The sequence below is a fragment of the Parafrankia sp. BMG5.11 genome (assembly GCF_004337455.1).
The window spans coordinates 71,334-89,784 of record NZ_SJXI01000059.1 but is presented as its reverse complement, the minus strand read 5'-3'; the positions used below and the strand labels follow the sequence as shown (position 1 = coordinate 89,784).

Here is an 18,451-nt window from a genome sequence, read left to right as displayed (position 1 = left end):
CCTTCACTTTTCAGGGAGGCGCGGCGCCTTGCCGCTGCTGGTTCCCAGTATCCGAAAAGTAGATGGCAGAAAACCGCCCACGAAATCGGCCAAATTTTCGGCCACGAAACCCGGCAGGAAAACAGGCAGCGAAACGGGCAGCACATCGGGCATTGAACGTGGCATGAGCACGGTTACGCAGCCGGACTCTGCGCAGGTCACACCGGCCGCCCCGCCACCCGGCAGCGCCTCACCCCGAGACGGGCCCTGTCAGCTCGCAAGCAAACAGTCGAACATGGACCCGGCGACCACCAGTGCCGCTCGTTGGACGTCATCGCAGGCAAACATGGCGATCATGCGGCCAACCTGGCATAGTCGTCCGCGTTGCCCGTTACTCCCCGCACCAGGGCGACGCCAGACGAGGAAGGAGGCTTACGGCGGGGGAAGCGGGGGCCGTCGAGGCCCCTGCCGGAACCCCACATGTCTACGAACCGCACGCCGGACATCGACACGGTGGAGAAGCTGCTACGCAAGGCCCGGCGCCACGGCGCCCGCGGGCCCGAACTCGCGCAGCACCTCCCTGCCCTGGTTGACCTCCTCGTCCCGCCCAACGGCGCCAGCCCACGGGACCGGGCAGCACACGCGGAGCAGATCATCAGGAAGGCCATCGACACCGCGCTCGACGATCCCGCCAAGACCGCCATCAAAGTCCTGTTCGGCCTTGCGGCCGGTACCCGACGCACCAGCGTCGACTACCGACGCGAACACGCCGCCGGCCACATAGGCATCACCCCCGGCGCCTTCCGCCGGCCCCACCAGGAAGGCACCATGATCCTCGAAATCGCGTTCGAGATCGCGACCACCGTCTGACCCCGGTGGCACGACGCGAGAGGCCGCGCCGGAAATCCCCGGCGCGGCCTCTGAGCTGGTCAAACCGTGTCGATAGTCCGTCGTCCCCCTGCTGTCTCACCAGCCCGATGGCCCGCAGGGCCGCGCCGGGCGGCGAGAATCAGCCGGCATAGTGGACCATCCTGTGGTTGAGTTAGCCCCGGCCGGATAGCGAACATTGGTCGGAGGGTATGGATGGCACCCACGCCGCGGTTTCATCGCGTCGCCGCCCTGCAACGGCGGTTCGTCGACCGCGCACCGGTGCTGGCGGCGTTCACCGATGAGCTGTCACGGATCGGCACGGGCCCACGGATCTTCAATCCAACTGGCGTCGGCGGTATTGGCAAGTCGAGGCTGTTGCGGGAACTGAAAGACCGCGCGGCGGAGGAATACCGCACAGCCTCACTTGACCTCCAGGTCCACACGCTACGGCAGCAGGAGGACGCACTCGCGGTTCTCCGCAGCGAGTTGGGAGCGCAAGGCGTCCACTTCGACCGGTTCGATATCGCTTACGCAGTTCTCTGGCAGCGTCTGCATCCGCATCTGCGGCTGAGCCGATCGGACCTGGCGTTCGTCGACGACAGTTCGATCCTGACCGACATCGTTGACACGGTCGCCGGACTCCCCGTGTTCGGTACTGCCCGCGGGCTCCTCAAACTCCTCGAAAGAGGAGGCGCGGACATGCGCCGACGCATGCGGGTACGACGTGATCCCACCCTCACCGTGCTCGACGAACTACCGAACAGCGAACTCGCGGACGCAGTCACGTTCCTGTTCGCAGAGGATCTCCGAGCTTCCAGCGATGACAAGCCATACGTCATCATCATCGACAGCCACGAGGCCCTCGTCCCCAACCCGGTCCGCGCCGGACGGGGCCAACTCGCCGACGTCTGGCTCCGCGACCTCGTCGCCCAGTTCGACCGCGGCCTGGTCGTCATCGCCAGCCGGGAACCCCTGCGCTGGGAACTCACCGAACCCAGCTGGGAAGACCACATCACCGTGTGTGGAATAGACGGCCTTCCCATGGAAGCACGCCTGGAGTTGCTCGACGCCGGCGGTATAGCGGACCCTGTCCAGCGGCAGACCATCGCAACCGCGAGCGCAGGCCTCCCTTTCTACCTCAATCTCGCCGTGGACACCCATCTACAGACCGGCGGACGCATCAGCGGTGACCCCGTGTCTCAGCAAGAAATCCTTGCCCGTTTCCTCCAACACGTCGAGTCGACCGAAATCCGCACCCTGGAAATCCTAAGCCCGGCACGGATCTTCGATTACGACATCTTCCAGACCCTGGCCGCCACCTTTAATCTCCCCAGCCACCGCATCGCCTGGGAATCGGTCAGCGCGTACTCCTTCGTTTACCCCGCCGCGGACGCGCTCCGCTTTCACCAGCTCATGGCCACAGCACTCTGCGAACGGCTCTCGCCCGCCACCTCGACAGACATTCATTCCCTCCTTCGCCGTCGCTGGGAGGACCGGGCCGACGATATTTCCGGCCGAGACAGCGGAATCCTCTCGGCCCGCGCGCTACGAGAGGCCGCCTACCACGCGCTCCGCAGTGGACAGGCCACCAGCGAGACTCTCCTCAGCTACACCGACCGCGCCGTACTCCGCGGCGGCCACAGCGCCGCCCACGGCATCATCGAAGACCTCCGCACGAACCTGCCCGACCGGCCCGGCCACGACGGCCTGACGGACGCACTGCGATGCCTTCAAGCCGACGCAGCCGTCCGCCTCGGCGACGCTGCCACCGTCACCGCCCTGATCCCCGAACCGGTCACTGCGCTCGGCCTCGATAGGGCCGTCGGCGCACGACTCGCCGTCGCAGCCGGACACGGCCGACGCATCGCCGGAGACACCCGCGAAGCACTCGACATCTACACCCGCGTGTGGAACCGCGCCACGGGCGCTCCCAGGCTCACCGCAGGGCTGTGGGCCGCAGACCTCCACATGGCCCAAGGGCGCTTCCGCGACGCCGAAGCCCTAGCGGCCGAGCTGAGCACCTCCGCGCCCACCCAGGATGCCGAGTTCCTCGGCGACATCGCCCGCCTACGCTCCCTCGCCCACCGCTTCGCCTTCGACTTCACCACCGCCGCCCGCTACCTCGACGAGGCAACCACCCACTACACCGCGGCCGGCAGCGTTCTGGGCCTGGCCAACATCCAGACCAACCGCGCCGAGCTACTCGCGCACACGAACCCGTCCGCCGCCGTCATCGAAGCAGGGCGTGCCATCGAGGTTCAACGCGACATCGGCGCCCGCCATGAACTCGGCAAGGCATACACCGCACTCGCGATCGCACAGCTACACGGCGGAGACCTCGACGAAGCCGAAACCTCCCTCCACTCCGCGTGTGAAGCCCTCGACGCCGCCAACTACCGATCCGGCCGCGCCCGCGCCGAGTTCTACCGCGCCATCCTCCACACTCGCCGGGGCCGACTCGACGAGGCTTACGAATCACTCCGATGGACTGTCCGGGAACTTGAAGCCGCCGACGTTTACCCAACAATTATTCTGTGCGCGACACGAGCCCTGGAAGTCATCGGTATCGAGGACGAACAGATCATCCGCAGTCGGGAACGTGCGATCCGGGAAATTCAGCCAATTGATAACCTCAGCCGGCTGGGTGAGCAGGTCACCCGCTTCGTCGAAGCTCTAACCGGCGGTCGGGAGTGGAACCCTGACGACTACTACCGGCAAGCAGCGGGGAGACCTGACGCGGAAGCGGGTTTCTACAACCACAACGTCCGGATGACTACTCCGACGGGCGATGTCATCGTGCGGATACCCATCGCAGGCAGCGACATGATGGACCTGAAGATCTGGCCCGAATCTCACGTGCTCCGTGCCATTCGCGGGACGGTCACTCACGCGCCGCGACTGCTCTTCGCCAATGCTCAGAGCGAATACCAGATTCTCGAATGCCTACCAGGCCGGGTACTCGACGATACAGCCCCACGCGGGACGGCTGTGCCAGCTCACGTCATCGGCGACGTTGTCGAGATGTTCACTCAACTCGGACACCTACCACCCGGCGCCGCACCGGCACCACCCGCAGATTGGCCGGCCGACGGGGACACCGCAGGCTTCGCCAGGCGCCTCTCCGCGATCACGGCGGACGTACACTCACGATTCCTACCTGAATTCGGCGATGTCTACTCTGCCTTCGGAATCCCCGCTGACGCCCTCGTCGAGATCGAGAATAGATGGCAGACGCTGCGACCACGCCCGTTTCGCCTGCTCCACACCGACGTCCACCGCAAGAATATTATGATCTCGGAGGGCCGGTCGAGCTTCCTCGACTGGGAACTCGCCCTATGGGGCGACCCCGTGTACGACCTGGCCGTCCACATACACAAGATGGCCTACCAGCCCGACGAGCACGACACACTTCTCGACGAATGGTCCTCCGTCGTCACCGGGCCCCATTCCGAAGGATGGCAACCAGACCTCGACACCTATCTGTCCCATGAACGAGTGAAGTCCGCGATCGTCGACACGGTCCGGTATACAAAGATGATCGCCTGCGGGAATTTGAGCGAGAGCGAGAAATACGCTCTTATTGAAAAGCTAGTCGGGAAGATCTCCGCTGCTCACGTGGCACTTCGAAGTTCCGTCTCCGTCGATCACGCAACCGCCGCGACTACGGTTTCTCGCTGGATAGACAGAAACGGACAGGAATCATAATGTCCAACGAGAGCGACCGTCGCTACAGTAACCACGATGACTCCGGAAGAGAACGCAGCCTTAGGCGCCCAGTTCAACGCCGATGGTTTCCAAGATCAGGCCGATGCGGCAGCGACCGAAGCTCTCCGTACGGGTGCCGCCACCGCCCTCACCGACACCGCGGTCCCGACCTGTGGCCCGACCAAGCTGTCCGACTCCCCCCTGTGGCGCACGCTGGTGCTGTGGCAGCGTGGGGCGGCCTCGATGTGGCCCCAGGCCACTCCCCGCGGCCCCGGTCTTCCTGGCCTCGTGGCGCCCTGGGCTGGTGTCCTGCCCCGAGTGTTACCCGTCTCTGCCCCGGTTTCGCCGTACAAACCCCCGGGCGCGCACCTGCTCCGTGCGTGGCAGCCACACCCTGAACAAGATCTACGAGATCACGTTCATCTTCCAGCCCGATCTCCTACGCCTACGCTGCGCGCGGTCCCTGCCTGCCGTCCACGTCGTGATGTGGGGACGGTAGGATCACCCAGCAGGGGGTGGGATAAGGATGGTTTGCCCGAAGTGTCGGACCAATACCTCACGTATTATGCTTACGCAGGGCTTCTTCCGCTGCACTAATCAACAATCCTACCGGCGCCCTACCAGCGCACATCCTAGCGGGGCTTTCGGTCCAGCATTCGAGGATGTCTGGGTTGCGTGTAATACCGAGTATTATGACGGACCAGGGCAGCCGGGTCAGGCTACGTGCGCCACACACTCGCTATTCGATATCGGGGTTTGCAGGCGTTGCCAGCAGAATCCAATTTGCGGTGATTGCCCAGGGCGGACATGCGGTCTTTGCATTGCAGAAGAGGTGCGGGTTGAGGCCGAAGCGACGGTCCGGGTCCAAGCCGATCGTCAGGCAGCAGAAAGCGCACGATGGTCGGAACATCAAGCTCAGGTTAGAGCTAATTCCGTCAACTATCCCAAGCCTCAGGAATTCTATCTCGATAAGATCAAGAAATTAAACTCAGATCTGAGTCGAGTAGGCCGCAAAGCGGCTCGCGACCAACGGGGAGTTTCTCTCTTTGAGAAAGCAGTCATAGTAACGATAGGAACGACCTTCCTTCTGTGGATAGCGGGAGGGTCACCGACCAACACGCCCACGATCAGACTACTTTCGGCAGTGGGCTTGATAGGGATAATCGCGTTGTCGTGGCGAAAGACTTCGGCGGTAGTCGCAAGATCCAAAGAGGTATCGATCCGTAGAGAAAGAGACGAGACTTACCAGGCTCTCGGGTGCGGCCTCCACTGTCAGTTCGGTTGCAGGGCTCGCGCGTATGAATGAGACCTGGAAGCGCTACACGTAGCCACGAGAACGCTGGTTCACTGAAATTCCCCAAGCCTGCGGGTTAAAAGATCATCGGCGGCTCGTCCGCCGGTATCCGTGGACGTCCGCCGGCGGCGGTCACGGGCTCGACCTCGTCCGCCGACGTCCGCTGCTGTTCGCGGGCGTGGCTGCCGTCCACTGCGACCCACACTCCGCAGCGGACGGCGGAGGAACCTCGTGTGCTCCGCCCACCGGAGTCCGTCAGGTTCCTTGGTCTTCAGTCCGCTGAAGCGTCGCGCCGGAGGACAAAACGAACTGAGACAACGGCCACGATCGCCCGCCAACTCCGTCGACACCTACACCACTTGCGCACCCAAAGTACTCACTCCGCTACCTTGCGCACTGTCGTTGATCCAAAACACCTCGACCGGCTTCGCGAGGCCGAGCGTGAGCCGAGACACATGAGCACCATTGCATTTTCTTGCTTAGTAGCAAGACATCGTGTCGGGGTGCATCACGTACGCTAGGCGTGCGAGTTCGGCGGATGCGACTTGGGGGCCATCGGATGGGCTACGGCGACCGGTCTGGAGATTCAGCGCGGAGTACGTCGGCGAGATCTTTTGATGAACAAATTGCTGCGCTTTCTAGGGCCGGATCTACGCAAGGTGGCCATACCGAACTTCGCCGGATTGAGGCCGAAGCGACTTTGGGTGGCGGCGCGGCACTGCTCCTCCTGAGAGGGAATCGCGATATCGCATCCCTCCTCCTCGAAGTTGAGCGCGTCATTCCCGAATATGACCGCGAGAACGAGAGCCGCGATATCTGGCTCGAAGTGCGGCCAGAGGCCATACTTCGCTTCTCTGGCGCAACAGACAAGATTAGAGAAACGCTCGTCGAATTCGCGAATCGCAAAGGTTATGGGATTGATTGGGTAGGGATTCGAGAGATTCTTCCCGATATTGGGCCAGACTGGAGAGAGCAACTACGCGAAAGACTAGACGGAAAGCGCCCTACGAACCAGGGGCGACGGGCTCGTGTCGACGCGCCGCGTCACGTTGACGACGGCCTGTCGTTCACAAATGCCGGCGAACTGAAAGTCTATCGTGCGCTAAAGCGAATCCAAGAGCAGGATCTGCGCAACGACGAGACTATCGGAATCTTTCCTCTGGCAGGTGGGCGAGTCCTGGGGCGAACCTGGGAACCCGATCTAATTGTGACATATAAAGGAAGAGCCGGGGTCCTGGAAATCGACGGACCCTACCACAATCAACGACGCGCCATGGATGTCACTCGCGATCATATTTTCCGGGATTCTGGTGTGGCTTTCATTGACCGGATACCGGTTGAGGCAGTCGATGACGATGGTGAGCTGATGGGCGCCCTTCGGCGGTTTCTACGACGACTCGGCGAGACGCGATAGCCTGTCCGCCTAAGCAGGCCATCTAGATCTATCGATGGCTGGTAGCTCATATCGCGCACAGAAAGCATCGATAAACTCGTCGACAGCAGTTCCACCGTTCTCGTCGACGAATTCATAGCCACCAAAACGATACACATCGTACCCGGCGAGGCGCAGCTTTCGATCCTCGGAAACCATCTCTGCGTAACGCCGAGGATCTGGCTTCTCTCCTGATGAATAGTGGTGAGATCCGTCAATCTCGATGACAATTCTGATTTCACCTGGAAGCAGTAGAAGGAAGTCCATCCGCTGCCTTATCAGCGGGCCCGGGTTTGAACGAGATGCTTTCGTATATGGATCGTAATGCATGTAAACTTGGGGGATCAGAGCAGGCCAATCCCAGCCTTCAGGGTTTGCGTAGGCACCACAGTAGCGATTAAAGAAGACTCGCTCGGGATCCGATGCGAGAGATCTACTCAAGCGTTGATATAGATGGCGTCCCGCCATCATAGAATCTTCGATTCTCGTGACTCCCTGCCACCAATTGACGAGCTTTGCCCAGGTAAGCCCCTGCGATTCGATTGGGCGGTCGTAGACCAAGCAAAATTGCTCGTTTTTAGTGATCTTAACAACATTGTTTAAGGCGTCCGTCAAGACTATTTCAGGCTTTGGACCATCTGCCGAGAATATAAGGTTCCTAAAATCTCCGGATGCGCCCTGAGCGCCGGATCTCTTGATGAGATCCTCAAGTTGCGAACTTGCATGGTCATCAAGGACCCTTCGCGCAAGCGCGACAAGCTGTGCGCGATTATGCTTCTCTATCCTCGACAGCACGTACCAACGCTTACTCGCAAAGGCATCGCTTTCCGTTCCCGGTTCTAGACCGTACGAAACGCAAGCTTCGGGAATTTCGTAGGCCCGCAATGCGTCTCGCAGCGTCTCGGCAATTGCGTTCCGCAGCTCATATAGCTTCACCGGTCCTGGCATGTGTAGATGTTACGTGGCATCGGAGTCCTTACGCTGAACCGAGGTCTCTCGGGCAAGACTCCGGATCCGGCAACGTGCCAGCGAGCATGGCCCGCTAGGACCACGCGCAGCCGCCGCCCGGCGCGAACCCAAGTCGGACCCTCTTGATTCTAAAGCGGCGGCTTCGGCAACATGTGACGGATAGCGAAGGAGGCCGGAGGGATCAGTGATCCCTCCGGCCTCCTTCGTGCCGAGGTCGACCTACTCTCCGTTCATAATGCGATCGCAGGTCCCGATGGTGCGCTGTCGTGGCGGCTTGGCTGTCATCGGTAGGCACGTGCGGATTGGCTACCGTTCCATGACCCGACATCCGGCCAAGCTGCTCCCGGCGGCGGCGCCAGAGTGAGATCGGCACGCGACCTCGCAGACCCGGACGGCGCGGCGGCCGTCTCGTTAGAAACGATCTCCCAGGCTCATCTTGCGGTGCGCTTCGCGGGCGCGCTCGTCCGCCAGCGCGGACCCGTAGCGGCGCATCACCGTGTGGGAGCGCCAGCCGCCGAGCCGCATGAGGTCGTCCTCGTTCCCGCCCTCGGCCTTCCAGGTGTGCGCGAACAGGTGGCGCAGCTGGTGCGGGTGCAGGTCGAATCCGAGAGCGGCGGCGCGCTCCCGGACCATGAGTCCGATCATGTGGTACGACAGGCTCGACACACGCTGCTCGGTGAGCCACAGATCGTCGAGACGCGCCCCCTTGTGGCGGGACCGGACCCGCAGGTACCGGTCCAGAGCCTGGGCGGTCTTGGCACCGAACGGGCAGACCCGCGGCCGGTTGCCCTTCCCCGTGATGTACGCGACCTGGGCGTCCAGGTCGATGTCGGCGACCTTGAGCGCCGCGCACTCTCCACGGCGCATCCCGGTATCCGCCAAGAGCCGGATGATGGCGTGATCTCGGCGTGAGCGGAAGTCTCGCCCGGCCGTCGACTTGAGCAGGGCGGTGACCATGTCCGCCGCGGGTACCTGCACCGGCTTCTCGGGGACGCTGGGCCGCTCCAGCCCCGCCATCGGGTTCCCCGGCAGCTCCTCCTCCGCGACGCACCAGGCGAAGAACCGGGAGCACGCGGCGAAGCGGACGGCGACGGTCGCCGGGGCGTAGCCCGCGCCGTTCAGCTTGGCAAGCCAGTCGACGGTCGCGCTTCGCAGCCCGCGCACGTCGAGATCCTCGGTCTGGCGCTCGGCCAGGAACTGGTCAAGTCCGGTGACGGCGATCCGGTACTGCTTGATCGTCGTCTCGGGTTTGGCGGCGGCCCGCAGGCTTCGCAACCAAGATCGAATGAGCGGCGCCAGGGGTCCATCGGCGGTAGCCACAAGACGCCACTTTACCGTGGTAGCAGCGTTGTGCAACAAGATATTTGATCTGCTTGGCAGCATAACCGCAGGTCAGAGGCCCGAACGATCTTCTCTGTAGGCGTCCACGACCACCGTGAACTGGCCGTTCACGGTTACGTCGGCGAGGCCGCCCGCGACGGCGCCCACCCCGGGCAGGTCGACGTGCGCGCGGACGCACACGACGAAGCGGGCGCCTGGTTCGAGAGTGGCGGCGCCGTCACCCGGGTTGCCCGCGCCGCAGTCGGCTCCCTGCGGGGCGAACCTGACCTCGGGCGCGCCGTCGATGCCCTGGTCGGTGAAGGCGAGCTGGGCGGCGAGCCGGGCGCGTTCGAGACCCGCGGTCTCGCTCTGCGAGGTCGCGAAGGCGCGCCCGGCCTCCCGGGCAGCCTGCGTCACGCCGAAGGCCGAGCGCTGGACGGCGAACACGGCCAGAAAGAGGTAGACGAACGGGATGAGGAGCACGATCGAGAGCCCGACAAACTCGATCATCGCCGAACCCTGATCGCGGTCGGCACGCCCCGCGACGTTCGTCAGGTCCGCGGCGTGCGCCGGGCCCGCGGCGTGCGTACCGGCGGCGGTCGGTTCGGGCGTCACGGGGTCTCCTTGACCGCGTGGCCGGTCACCGTCACGGTGACGCCGTCGCCGAGTGGGACAAGGCTGAGCGGCACCACGACCGTGCAGGTCACCTGGACCAGGGGGATGTCACCAGGGCCGACCTCGTCCTGCCCCGTGCAGACGGTGTCCGCGCGGCCGGGGAGCGTCTCGGCGATGAGCCGCTGGGCGTAGGTTCCGCCCTCGCTCGCCGGTACCTCCAGGTTGGCGGCGTGGCGCGCGCCCTCGGCGGCGTCCGCGGCCAGGGTGTTGCGCACGTGCAGGACCAGCCCGACCTGGATGACGCCCAGGATGAGCATCAGCAGCAGCGTCCCGACCAGGACGAACTCGACGATCGCGGACCCACTGTCACCGTCACCGGTCACCCGATCCGCGGGGACGTTCGGGACGGCCGGCCCGCCCCAGCGCCACGGGAACCGTGGCGGCCACCTGCGCACAGCCGCGATCGTTCAGTCGCCGGCGATGCCGGTCACCTGTTCGATGGCCGAGGTGAACAGCGTCTGCAGGGCCGGCGTCGCCAGGGTGGCGATCGCGACCACCAGCGCGGCCGTCATGACGGTCACCATCACCCAGCCGGGCACGTCCCCGCGGTCGGCCCCGCGCAGGGCCAGCCGCTCCCGCCGCGCCGCCCAGCGCGACACCGCTCGTGCCGCGACCCAGCCGCCGTCCCGGGCCCTCGCTCCGAACTTTCTCATGGTCCCCTCCCTCATTTCGATCTGATGCCGCTCGATCTGATGCCACAGGTCACTGCGCGATCACCGTGAAGCTGACGAGCGCCGGGTAGAAGGCGAAGATCACCGTCGTCGGCAGGATGAGGAAGACCACCGGGATCATCATCGCGATCTCCTTGCGCCCGCCCGCCTCCAGCAGCTGACGCTTGCCCGCCTCGCGGACGTCCACCGCCTGCGCTCGCAGGACGTCCGCCAGAGGCGTGCCGCGCTCGATCGCGACGGCCATGCCGTCGACGAACCTGGCCAGCGGCGGCAGTGACGTGCGGGTGGCGATGCCCTCCAGGGCCTGCACGAGCGAGGCGCCCGCGTGCGCGTCGGCGAGCGCGAGCCGCAGCTCGGTTCCCAGCTCGCCGTGGGTCAGGCGGCTGACCCGCTCCAGCGCGCCGATCGCGGACTCCCCCGCGGTGACGGCGAGCGCCAGCAGCTCGGCGACGGTGGGGAACTCCATGAGCATGCGGTCCTCGCGCTCGCGGATCGCCCGGGTGAGCCACCAGTCCCGCGCCAGGATCCCGCCGGCGGCGCCGGCGACCACCAGCGCGATCCCGACAAGGGCGGGCGGCCCGACCCCGAACAGCGTGCGCATCGCCAGGACGAGGGCGCCGAGCAGGGCACCGGCGACCGCGCAGATCACCTGCTGCACCCGGAACTCCTCGACGGGGGTGCGCCCACCAGCCTGGACGAGCCGCCGGTTGAGGGCCACCCGGCCGCCGAGGAAACCGTCGAGGCGGCGGGCTGCGTCCTCGACGAACGGTCGGACCAGCGCCTCCACCGCTCCGAGCCCGAACCGCCCCGCCGTGCCTCCCGCCATGATGGGACGTCCGCCCGCCGGGCCGGAGGAATCCGACTCGGAGTGCCCGCCGCGCCGGGCGCCGTCCGCCAGCAGGCGCGACGGGACCGGCGTGTCGCGCAGGTACGGGTCGAGTCGGTCGGCCAGCCGCACCTTCCGCGCGGGTGGCGACCGGTAGATCACGATGACGAGACCGACGCCCAGGACGAGCCCGAGCAGCGCGCCCGCGGCCACCGTGCTCACCGAGCCGCCCCCGGCTCCCAGCCCACCCGTCCGTCCGAAGATCCACTCATGGCCGCAGCACCCGCCCCTCCTCGGGCAGGCGCCCGATCCGCTTCATGAGCACGTACGCCAGGACGGAGACCCCGGCGCCACCGAGGAGCACCAGCACCCCGGTGGGGCTGTCGTAGGCCTGGATGTTCTCGCCGCGACTGGCGAGCAGCAGCAGGACGATCCACGGCGCCGCCATCGCGAGGCGGGCGGCGTTGACCGTCCAGGCCTGGCGGGTCTCCAGCTCCGCGCGGGTGCGGGCGTCCTCGCGCAGGAAGGTCGACAGGGTGCGCAGCAGGCGACCGAGGTCGGTGCCGCCGACCTCTCGGGCCATCCGCAGCGACTCGATGATGCGGTCCGCGACGGGATCGGCGAGATCGTCGGCGAGCCGGTCGAGGCAGGTCGAGAACGAGCCGGTCGCGCGGTAGTCCTCGCCGAACCGGGTGAACGCCGGGCGCAGCGGCGCCGGCCCGCGGACGCCGACCGCGGCCAGCCCCTCGGGCAGCGACATGCCGGCGCGCACGGCGCTGGCGAGGTTGTCGACGACGTCCGGCCACAGCTCGCGCAGGTCGTGGATGCGGGCCCGGCGCCGGCGCAGCACGAGCTGGCGCGGCAGCACCGAGGCGAAGGCGGCGAAGGCCACGGCCAGCGAGAACGTGCCGGAGAAGACCAGGATGACCAGGCCGGCCACCAGTCCCAGGGCGGCGCTGATGAGGACGAACTGGTGCGCGGTGACGCCGCGGATCCCGGCCTGGGCCAGTGTCTCGCGCAGGTTGCGGGCCCAGGAGGCCTCGGCGCGCGCGCCACCGGCCCGCGGACGCCCGCTCGCCACGATCAGGAAGAGGCCGAGACCGAACAGCAGGCCGAGGAAGATGCCCATCAGCGCTCGACCGCGATCTGCGCGTACGCCCGCTCGTGCTCGCTGGGAGCGAGCAGCGCCGGCAGGTCGAAGCCGGCGCGCAGGTACCGCTCGGGATGGGGCGGGAACCCGTCGGCGCGTACGAGCATGTTGCCGCGGGTCCGGAAGATCTGGGCGACCTCCACCGTGTCGCCCTCGGTGCGGCCCGGCAGCGCGGCGATCTCGGTGACCCGCCGCCGGCCGTCCGCCTCCTTCGACAGGTGAACGACCAGGTCCACGCTGGAGGCGACGGTGGGGACCACGAAGGAGTGGGTGACGTTCTCGCCGGCCAGCAGCGGCAGGGTGCACAGCTTGGTCACCGCCTCGCGGGCGGAGTTGGCGTGCAGACTACACATTCCGGGCAGGCCGGAGTTGAGGGCGATGAGCAGGTCGAGCGCCTCCTCCTGGCGCACCTCGCCGACCAGGATCCGGTCCGGGCGCATCCGCAGCGCCTCCTTGATGAGCCGGCGCAGCCGGATCTCCCCGGTGCCCTCCAGGTTCGCCTGCCGGGTCTGCATGGCCACCCAGTCGGGCGCGCGCAGCCGGAGCTCGAAGACCTCCTCGACGCTGATCACCCGTTCCCGGGCGGGGATGGCGGAGCCGAGGCAGTTGAGCATGGTCGTCTTCCCGGCCTGGGTGCCGCCGGCGACGATGACGTTGAGGCCGGAGATGACCGACGCCTCCAGGAACATCGCGGCGTTCGGTGTGATCGTCCCCAGGGCGACGAGCTCGTCGAGGCTGCCGGCGGACAGAACGAACTTCCGGATGTTCACCGACCAGTGCACCCGGGTGACGTCCGGGATGACGACGTGCAGGCGGGAGCCATCGGGAAGCATGGCGTCGACGAACGGGGTGGAGAGGTCGACCCGGCGCCCGGACGACTTCAACATGCGTTCCACCAGGTCCTGCACCTGGTCCTGGGTGAGAATCGTGGTGGTCAGCTCGCTGCGCCCGTGCCGCGCGACGAACACCCGGCCCGGCTCGTTGATCCAGATCTCCTCCACGGCCGGATCGTCGAGATGGCGTTGAAGCGGCCCGAAACCGGCGACGGCGTCGTAAACCGAACGAGCGGTCGCATCCCGGTCGACGACGGGTGGGAGATCACTGGTGAGCGCACGTTCCTCGTAGTCGACGAGAACCGCGTCCACAAGTTGACGAATGAGGACGGGTTCCCGCTCCGGGTCGAGGGAACGCCGCCGGATCAGTTCACGGACCTCTCCTTCCACGTGAGAGGTCGCGTCCGGCCAGTTCCCGCGTGCTGCCGCCACGGAGAATCGCCGCTCCTCTTCCATATTCACGCGGCCAGCCCCCCACGCTTCGGACATCAGCTACGAAGCGTAGGAAGCGGGTCACTCGACATCAACCCTTCCAAGCAGGTACGCAAGCAACAACGTTCGCACAACCTCGGACGGCCGTCGGCGCCGGGTCGGACCACTACCAGCCACGCAGCGCGCGAGATCCCACCACCCATCGAGGGGGCGACTACCCTCTGTAACCGATCTTCGGTGTCACTCTCGGCGCTGGTGTCCGCTCCGCGGTGGCCCACCATCCCCTCCCGGCGGGTACCCGCGACCGCCGCGGCCCTGTCCCGATGAATGGATACGGAAATCAGATCGGCGCCGAAACGCCGACCGCGTGCGCCACCATCGATGCGCCGAAGCGGTAACCTGCCGGCGGTCAGAAACCCGTACGTCGCACCACCACACAGGAAACCGACAACGCGCGGTCCGCGCCGACCGGTGGAACTCCCCCACACCACCTTCCAGGTCGCCGACCGCCGCCGACGCCTGCCTCGGGGGTCATTCACGTGCCCGGTCAGCCAACGTCCCGCCCCACCGAACGCCCACCGGGCACAGCTGTTCCATCGTCACCACCCATACCGGCCGCGATGCCGGCCCCCCGACCGACGCCTTCCCGGGACCTGCGATGAACGCCGACCACGACGCGAACCCCGCCGATATGTTCGCAACCGCATGGGACGTCTTCCGGCGAATTGTCGACAACTGCCCGGTCGGGATATTCACCGCAGATGTCTCAGGCCGGCACGTCTTTGTGAACCGGCAGTGGTCCGTGCTGACCGGAGTTTCCCGGGACAAGGCGGTCGGGCGAGGCTGGGAACGAGCCGTGCATCCGGAGGACGTCCGGGCCGTCACCAGCCAGTGGCGCCAGCTGGTCACTGAGGGTGACGAGTTGACGGTTCAGATCCGGCTGCTCCGTCCGGACGGATCCGCCCGGACGGCGATACTGCGCGCTGCGGCCGTCGTCGGTGAGAACGGCCACCGCCGCTTCGCCGGAACCCTCACAGCCGTGCCGGACGGCAGCGCCTCCGCTCCCACGGGTATCCCCGCCGACGGTCTGGACGCGGTGGCGTTCGAACGGGGATCCGGGTCGGCGCTCGGCGAGCAGGGCTCCGCGGCGCCGGAGACCGCCGGGATCGACTCGCCGATCGGTGACGACCTCGACGACCTCGACAGTCTGTGCTCGGAAACCATCGAGCTGCTACGTGACGAACTCGAGCGCTTCGACGTGGTCACCGACGATCTCTGGTACCCATCCGACGGCGTCAGCGACCACGACAGACCGGGCTGGGCGGTGCCCGCACCCCGCCGCCCGCTGTCCGCCGAGTTCGATCCGCCGTTCGTGGACCCGCCGTTCGATCGGCCCTTCCCGGAGCCACCGTTCAAGGACCCGTTCAAAGAGCCGCCGTTCGCGGAGCCGCCGTTCACCGGGCAGCTGCCCGGCCCGGCGCGGGCCCGGTCGACCGGGCCGGGCTCCACCGGTCCGGTGGTGAACGGCGGACGGGACGGCGCCGACCCCGCAGGTGCCGACCCCTCTCGTGCTGACTCGGCCGGCGCTGACGGACAGGGCTTTCCCTCGTACGTTCCCCGTTCGGGGTCGGCCCGGGGCGGCGCCCTGCCGCCCGGAGCCGAATGGCGGGCGGCGGTCAGCCCGCACGGAGCACTGCCGGGGCCACCACCTCCGGTGCCGGGCCGCGCGCCGGAGGCTGGCGGCCGGCCGCCGGGGGCCTTCTGGCGCCCGGTACCCCCGCAGCGGTCGGAGCCCCTGATCACGGGGCCACCCGGAGCCCACCATGCCAGCGGCGACGGTGCGTGCGGGTGCGTGCTCTCCGAGGTCCGGCGGCTCTCCGACGCCTGTCATGAGCGCGAGCGCTGGCTGACCACACTGCTGGCCGAGCTGCCCTCGGCAGTCCTCGTCGCGGACGCGGACGCCCAGGTGGTGGCCGTGAACCAGGCGTACTGCGACCTGTTCGAACTGGCCGAGTCGCCGGTGGACCTGGTCGGCACGGACTGCCGGACGCAGATGCGCCCGATACCGGGCCTGGTGGAGGACCCCGCAGGCTTCGCCAGCCGGCTGGACACCCTCCTGCGTCGGCGCCGTACGACCCGCCGCGAGGCCGTCATGTTCGCCGACGGCAGGGTGTTCGAACGCAGCCACATCCCGCTCGCGGGACCGAACGGCTACCACGGCCACCTGTGGCTGTACGTCGACGTGACCGATCGGCGCATCGTCGAGGCCGAGATCGAGGGTCTCATCTCGGGGCTCTGACCAGCCGCCAACTGACGGGACGAGTGGGCTCGGGCGTCGGGGCCCACTCGTCCGGTGCGTCGGTGCGAACGGCGCCTCAGGCCAGGCCGCTGTGGTGCCGGGCCTGAAGGTCACGCGCCTGACCGACCCAGTCGTCGGTGACGATCCGATCGCCGAACCCGTCCAGCTTCTTCGCCAGCCGGTCGACGTCGGTGTCGCCCATCGTGGCCAGCTGGCGGAACGTCGTGATGCCCAGGACCCGCAGCCGCGACTCGGTCACCGGCCCGACCCCGACGATCTCCTTGAGGTTGTCGGTGGACAGCACGGGCTCGGCCGGGCCTCCCCACGACGCCCCGGAGAGGTGGAACCGGCCCGCCGACTCGGGACCCGCGTTCCATCCGCCGGCGAGCGTGCCCACCGCCGGGCGCCCGGTGACGCCCGCGGAGGCCGCGGCGCCGACCAGCGCCGCGCCGATCAGTTCGAGGTCGTCGTCACGGGACCCCGGGATGACATGGACGAACGGGCCGGCCTCGAAGGCTCCGGGCCCCGTGGAGGTCAGGTGCTCCGCCTCGATCGACTCCCTGGCCCAGGTGAGCTCGACCGAGGATGATGCCGGCTCCTCCTCGGTCGGCTCCACCTCAACCGGCTCGACCTCGACCGGCTCCTGCTCGGTCAGTTCCTGCTCGGCCGGCGCCTCGTGCACCGCATAGACCTCCTTCGGCTCGTCCGCGACCTGGTCCGTCTCGCTCTCGGCCTGAACGGGCTCGACCGTTGCGATGGCCTCGGGCTCATCAACGGATACCGGGGGGAGCGATGCCGCCGGCCGAGTCTCCTCGGCCTCGGCGATCCGGGCGAGGAGCTTGATCCGCTCTGCCGCCCACTCGGCCTGGTGCCGGTCGAGGCGGGTGCTCATCGTCGCGACCTGCCGCTGCGCCGCCTCCGCGTCGGTGCGGACCATGGCGAGCCGGGAGGAGAACCGGGCCGCGCGCGACTCCGCCTCCTCCAGTTGCTCACGCAGCCTGACCGTCTCCCGGGCAAGGTCGGCGACAGTTGTGACATCACCGTGGTCGGCGAGTGCGGCTGCGTCCGGGGTGACGGGGGCGTCCTCCGGCTGGGCGACGCCGGCGGTGCCCGCGTCGACGGCCGGTGCCGCGTGCAGCGCCGCTTCGATCTCACCGATCCGCGCCTGCGCGATCGCGACCTGGTACTCGGCCGCCGCGACTCGCTGCTCGGACTCGATGGCCTGCTGTTCCGCGGCGGCGAGCCGGGCCGTCAGGCTCGCCTTCTCCGCGGCCCACCGCTCCTCCTGGTCACCCAGGCGCGCCATCAGGTCGGCGAGATCCGCTTGTTCGACCCTGGGCGCCAGCGGCGGCCAGGTGTCGTCGTCGAGAGGCTGCCCGAACCCGGCATTCGTCTCGGTCACAGGGTCGGCTGCAACGAGGTCGGGGTGGCGCGCGCCCCGGTCGCTGTCGACGCCGGGATCACGCGCGGGCGCGCCGCCGGATCGACCGGGGGTGGAGGCCGAGGTGGCGCCCCCTCCTGCCGACTCGCCCCGAGCGGCCCGCGCCCGGGCCGCCCTGGCCGCACGGGCCTGCGCGGCCTGCTGGCGCCGAACCGGCGCGGCGAGGAAGACCCAGGCGAGCGCCGCACCGACGATCATCGCCAGCAGCACGAATACCAGAATCTGCCCAGCGAGATAGAGCACGGTTCACCAGCCTCCTACGTCACGCCACAGATGCACCGAGATCAAGGAACGCACGACGGAACGCCCACGTCGACCCCGGGGAAGCCGCGGAACACGCGACGGACCAGCCGAAACCGGACCATGCACACGCTCCGCAAGACGAGCTATTGGGTGAGCAACCAGCTCAGCAACAACACTATTCGGTGCGTTGATCGATGCCCGCCGCGGGGAGTCATGGGCAACGTGAGGACGACAAGTCACCTCAGACCCGCCGCCTCGTCACCCACTTACGACAACGCCCGACCAACAGATCTCGTCAACTCATCTTCTCTA

14 protein-coding genes are annotated in these 18,451 nt (G+C 67.1%); 4 read left to right on the top strand and 10 right to left on the bottom strand.

The window, feature by feature from the left end; all coding sequences use genetic code 11:
- Nucleotides 1–3: 3 nt before the first annotated feature.
- Entirely contained in the window at nucleotides 4–153 is a 150-nt protein-coding gene (locus E0504_RS50650) for a hypothetical protein (RefSeq protein ID WP_165938686.1), read from the bottom strand.
- A gap of 306 nt (nucleotides 154–459) precedes the next feature.
- On the opposite strand from E0504_RS50650, the gene E0504_RS33325 reads away from it, so the two are divergent.
- The 3 genes from E0504_RS33325 to E0504_RS33315 all read left to right on the top strand — a co-directional run bounded on the left by E0504_RS33325 (nucleotide 460) and on the right by E0504_RS33315 (nucleotide 7,262).
- On the top strand, nucleotides 460–849 hold the full coding sequence (locus E0504_RS33325; protein ID WP_131626552.1) for a hypothetical protein: 390 nt from the start codon (nucleotides 460–462) through the stop codon (nucleotides 847–849).
- A gap of 213 nt (nucleotides 850–1,062) precedes the next feature.
- Complete coding sequence (locus E0504_RS33320) at nucleotides 1,063–4,554, top strand: phosphotransferase (RefSeq protein WP_131626551.1); 3,492 nt, start codon at nucleotides 1,063–1,065, stop codon at nucleotides 4,552–4,554.
- 1,853 nt (nucleotides 4,555–6,407) lie between these two features.
- Nucleotides 6,408–7,262, top strand: coding sequence for a hypothetical protein (locus E0504_RS33315; RefSeq protein WP_131626550.1), 855 nt, complete (start codon nucleotides 6,408–6,410; stop codon nucleotides 7,260–7,262).
- A gap of 9 nt (nucleotides 7,263–7,271) precedes the next feature.
- On the opposite strand, the gene E0504_RS33310 is transcribed toward E0504_RS33315, so the two are convergent.
- From E0504_RS33310 to E0504_RS33275, 8 genes are all read right to left on the bottom strand, one after another.
- Entirely contained in the window at nucleotides 7,272–8,228 is a 957-nt protein-coding gene (locus E0504_RS33310) for a hypothetical protein (RefSeq protein WP_131626549.1), read from the bottom strand.
- 432 nt (nucleotides 8,229–8,660) lie between these two features.
- Nucleotides 8,661–9,524: a tyrosine-type recombinase/integrase gene (locus E0504_RS33305; protein WP_165938685.1), complete on the bottom strand. Its 864-nt coding sequence runs from the start codon at nucleotides 9,522–9,524 to the stop codon at nucleotides 8,661–8,663.
- Between the two features lie 117 nt (nucleotides 9,525–9,641).
- Nucleotides 9,642–10,079: a hypothetical protein gene (locus tag E0504_RS33300; RefSeq protein WP_131626626.1), complete on the bottom strand. Its 438-nt coding sequence runs from the start codon at nucleotides 10,077–10,079 to the stop codon at nucleotides 9,642–9,644.
- A gap of 101 nt (nucleotides 10,080–10,180) precedes the next feature.
- Nucleotides 10,181–10,639, bottom strand: a complete 459-nt coding sequence (locus tag E0504_RS33295) for a TadE family protein (protein WP_112108522.1) — start codon at nucleotides 10,637–10,639, stop codon at nucleotides 10,181–10,183.
- A gap of 12 nt (nucleotides 10,640–10,651) precedes the next feature.
- Nucleotides 10,652–10,897: a hypothetical protein gene (locus E0504_RS33290; RefSeq protein ID WP_071064611.1), complete on the bottom strand. Its 246-nt coding sequence runs from the start codon at nucleotides 10,895–10,897 to the stop codon at nucleotides 10,652–10,654.
- 49 nt (nucleotides 10,898–10,946) lie between these two features.
- On the bottom strand, nucleotides 10,947–11,963 hold the full coding sequence (locus E0504_RS33285) for a type II secretion system F family protein (RefSeq protein ID WP_071064609.1): 1,017 nt from the start codon (nucleotides 11,961–11,963) through the stop codon (nucleotides 10,947–10,949).
- Between the two features lie 46 nt (nucleotides 11,964–12,009).
- Complete coding sequence (locus E0504_RS33280; RefSeq protein ID WP_071064603.1) at nucleotides 12,010–12,870, bottom strand: type II secretion system F family protein; 861 nt, start codon at nucleotides 12,868–12,870, stop codon at nucleotides 12,010–12,012.
- Nucleotides 12,870–14,156, bottom strand: a complete 1,287-nt coding sequence (locus tag E0504_RS33275) for a CpaF family protein (RefSeq protein WP_112108539.1) — start codon at nucleotides 14,154–14,156, stop codon at nucleotides 12,870–12,872. Before E0504_RS33275 ends, E0504_RS33280 begins: the two co-directional genes overlap by 1 nt.
- Before the next feature lie 658 nt (nucleotides 14,157–14,814).
- On the opposite strand from E0504_RS33275, the gene E0504_RS33270 reads away from it, so the two are divergent.
- Nucleotides 14,815–16,455, top strand: coding sequence for a PAS domain-containing protein (locus tag E0504_RS33270; RefSeq protein WP_131626547.1), 1,641 nt, complete (start codon nucleotides 14,815–14,817; stop codon nucleotides 16,453–16,455).
- 76 nt (nucleotides 16,456–16,531) lie between these two features.
- Here the strand turns inward: E0504_RS33270 and E0504_RS33265 are convergent, their stop codons facing one another.
- Nucleotides 16,532–18,139 (bottom strand): hypothetical protein, encoded by a 1,608-nt coding sequence (locus E0504_RS33265; protein WP_131626546.1) that lies wholly within the window; start codon nucleotides 18,137–18,139, stop codon nucleotides 16,532–16,534.
- Nucleotides 18,140–18,451: the final 312 nt, after the last annotated feature.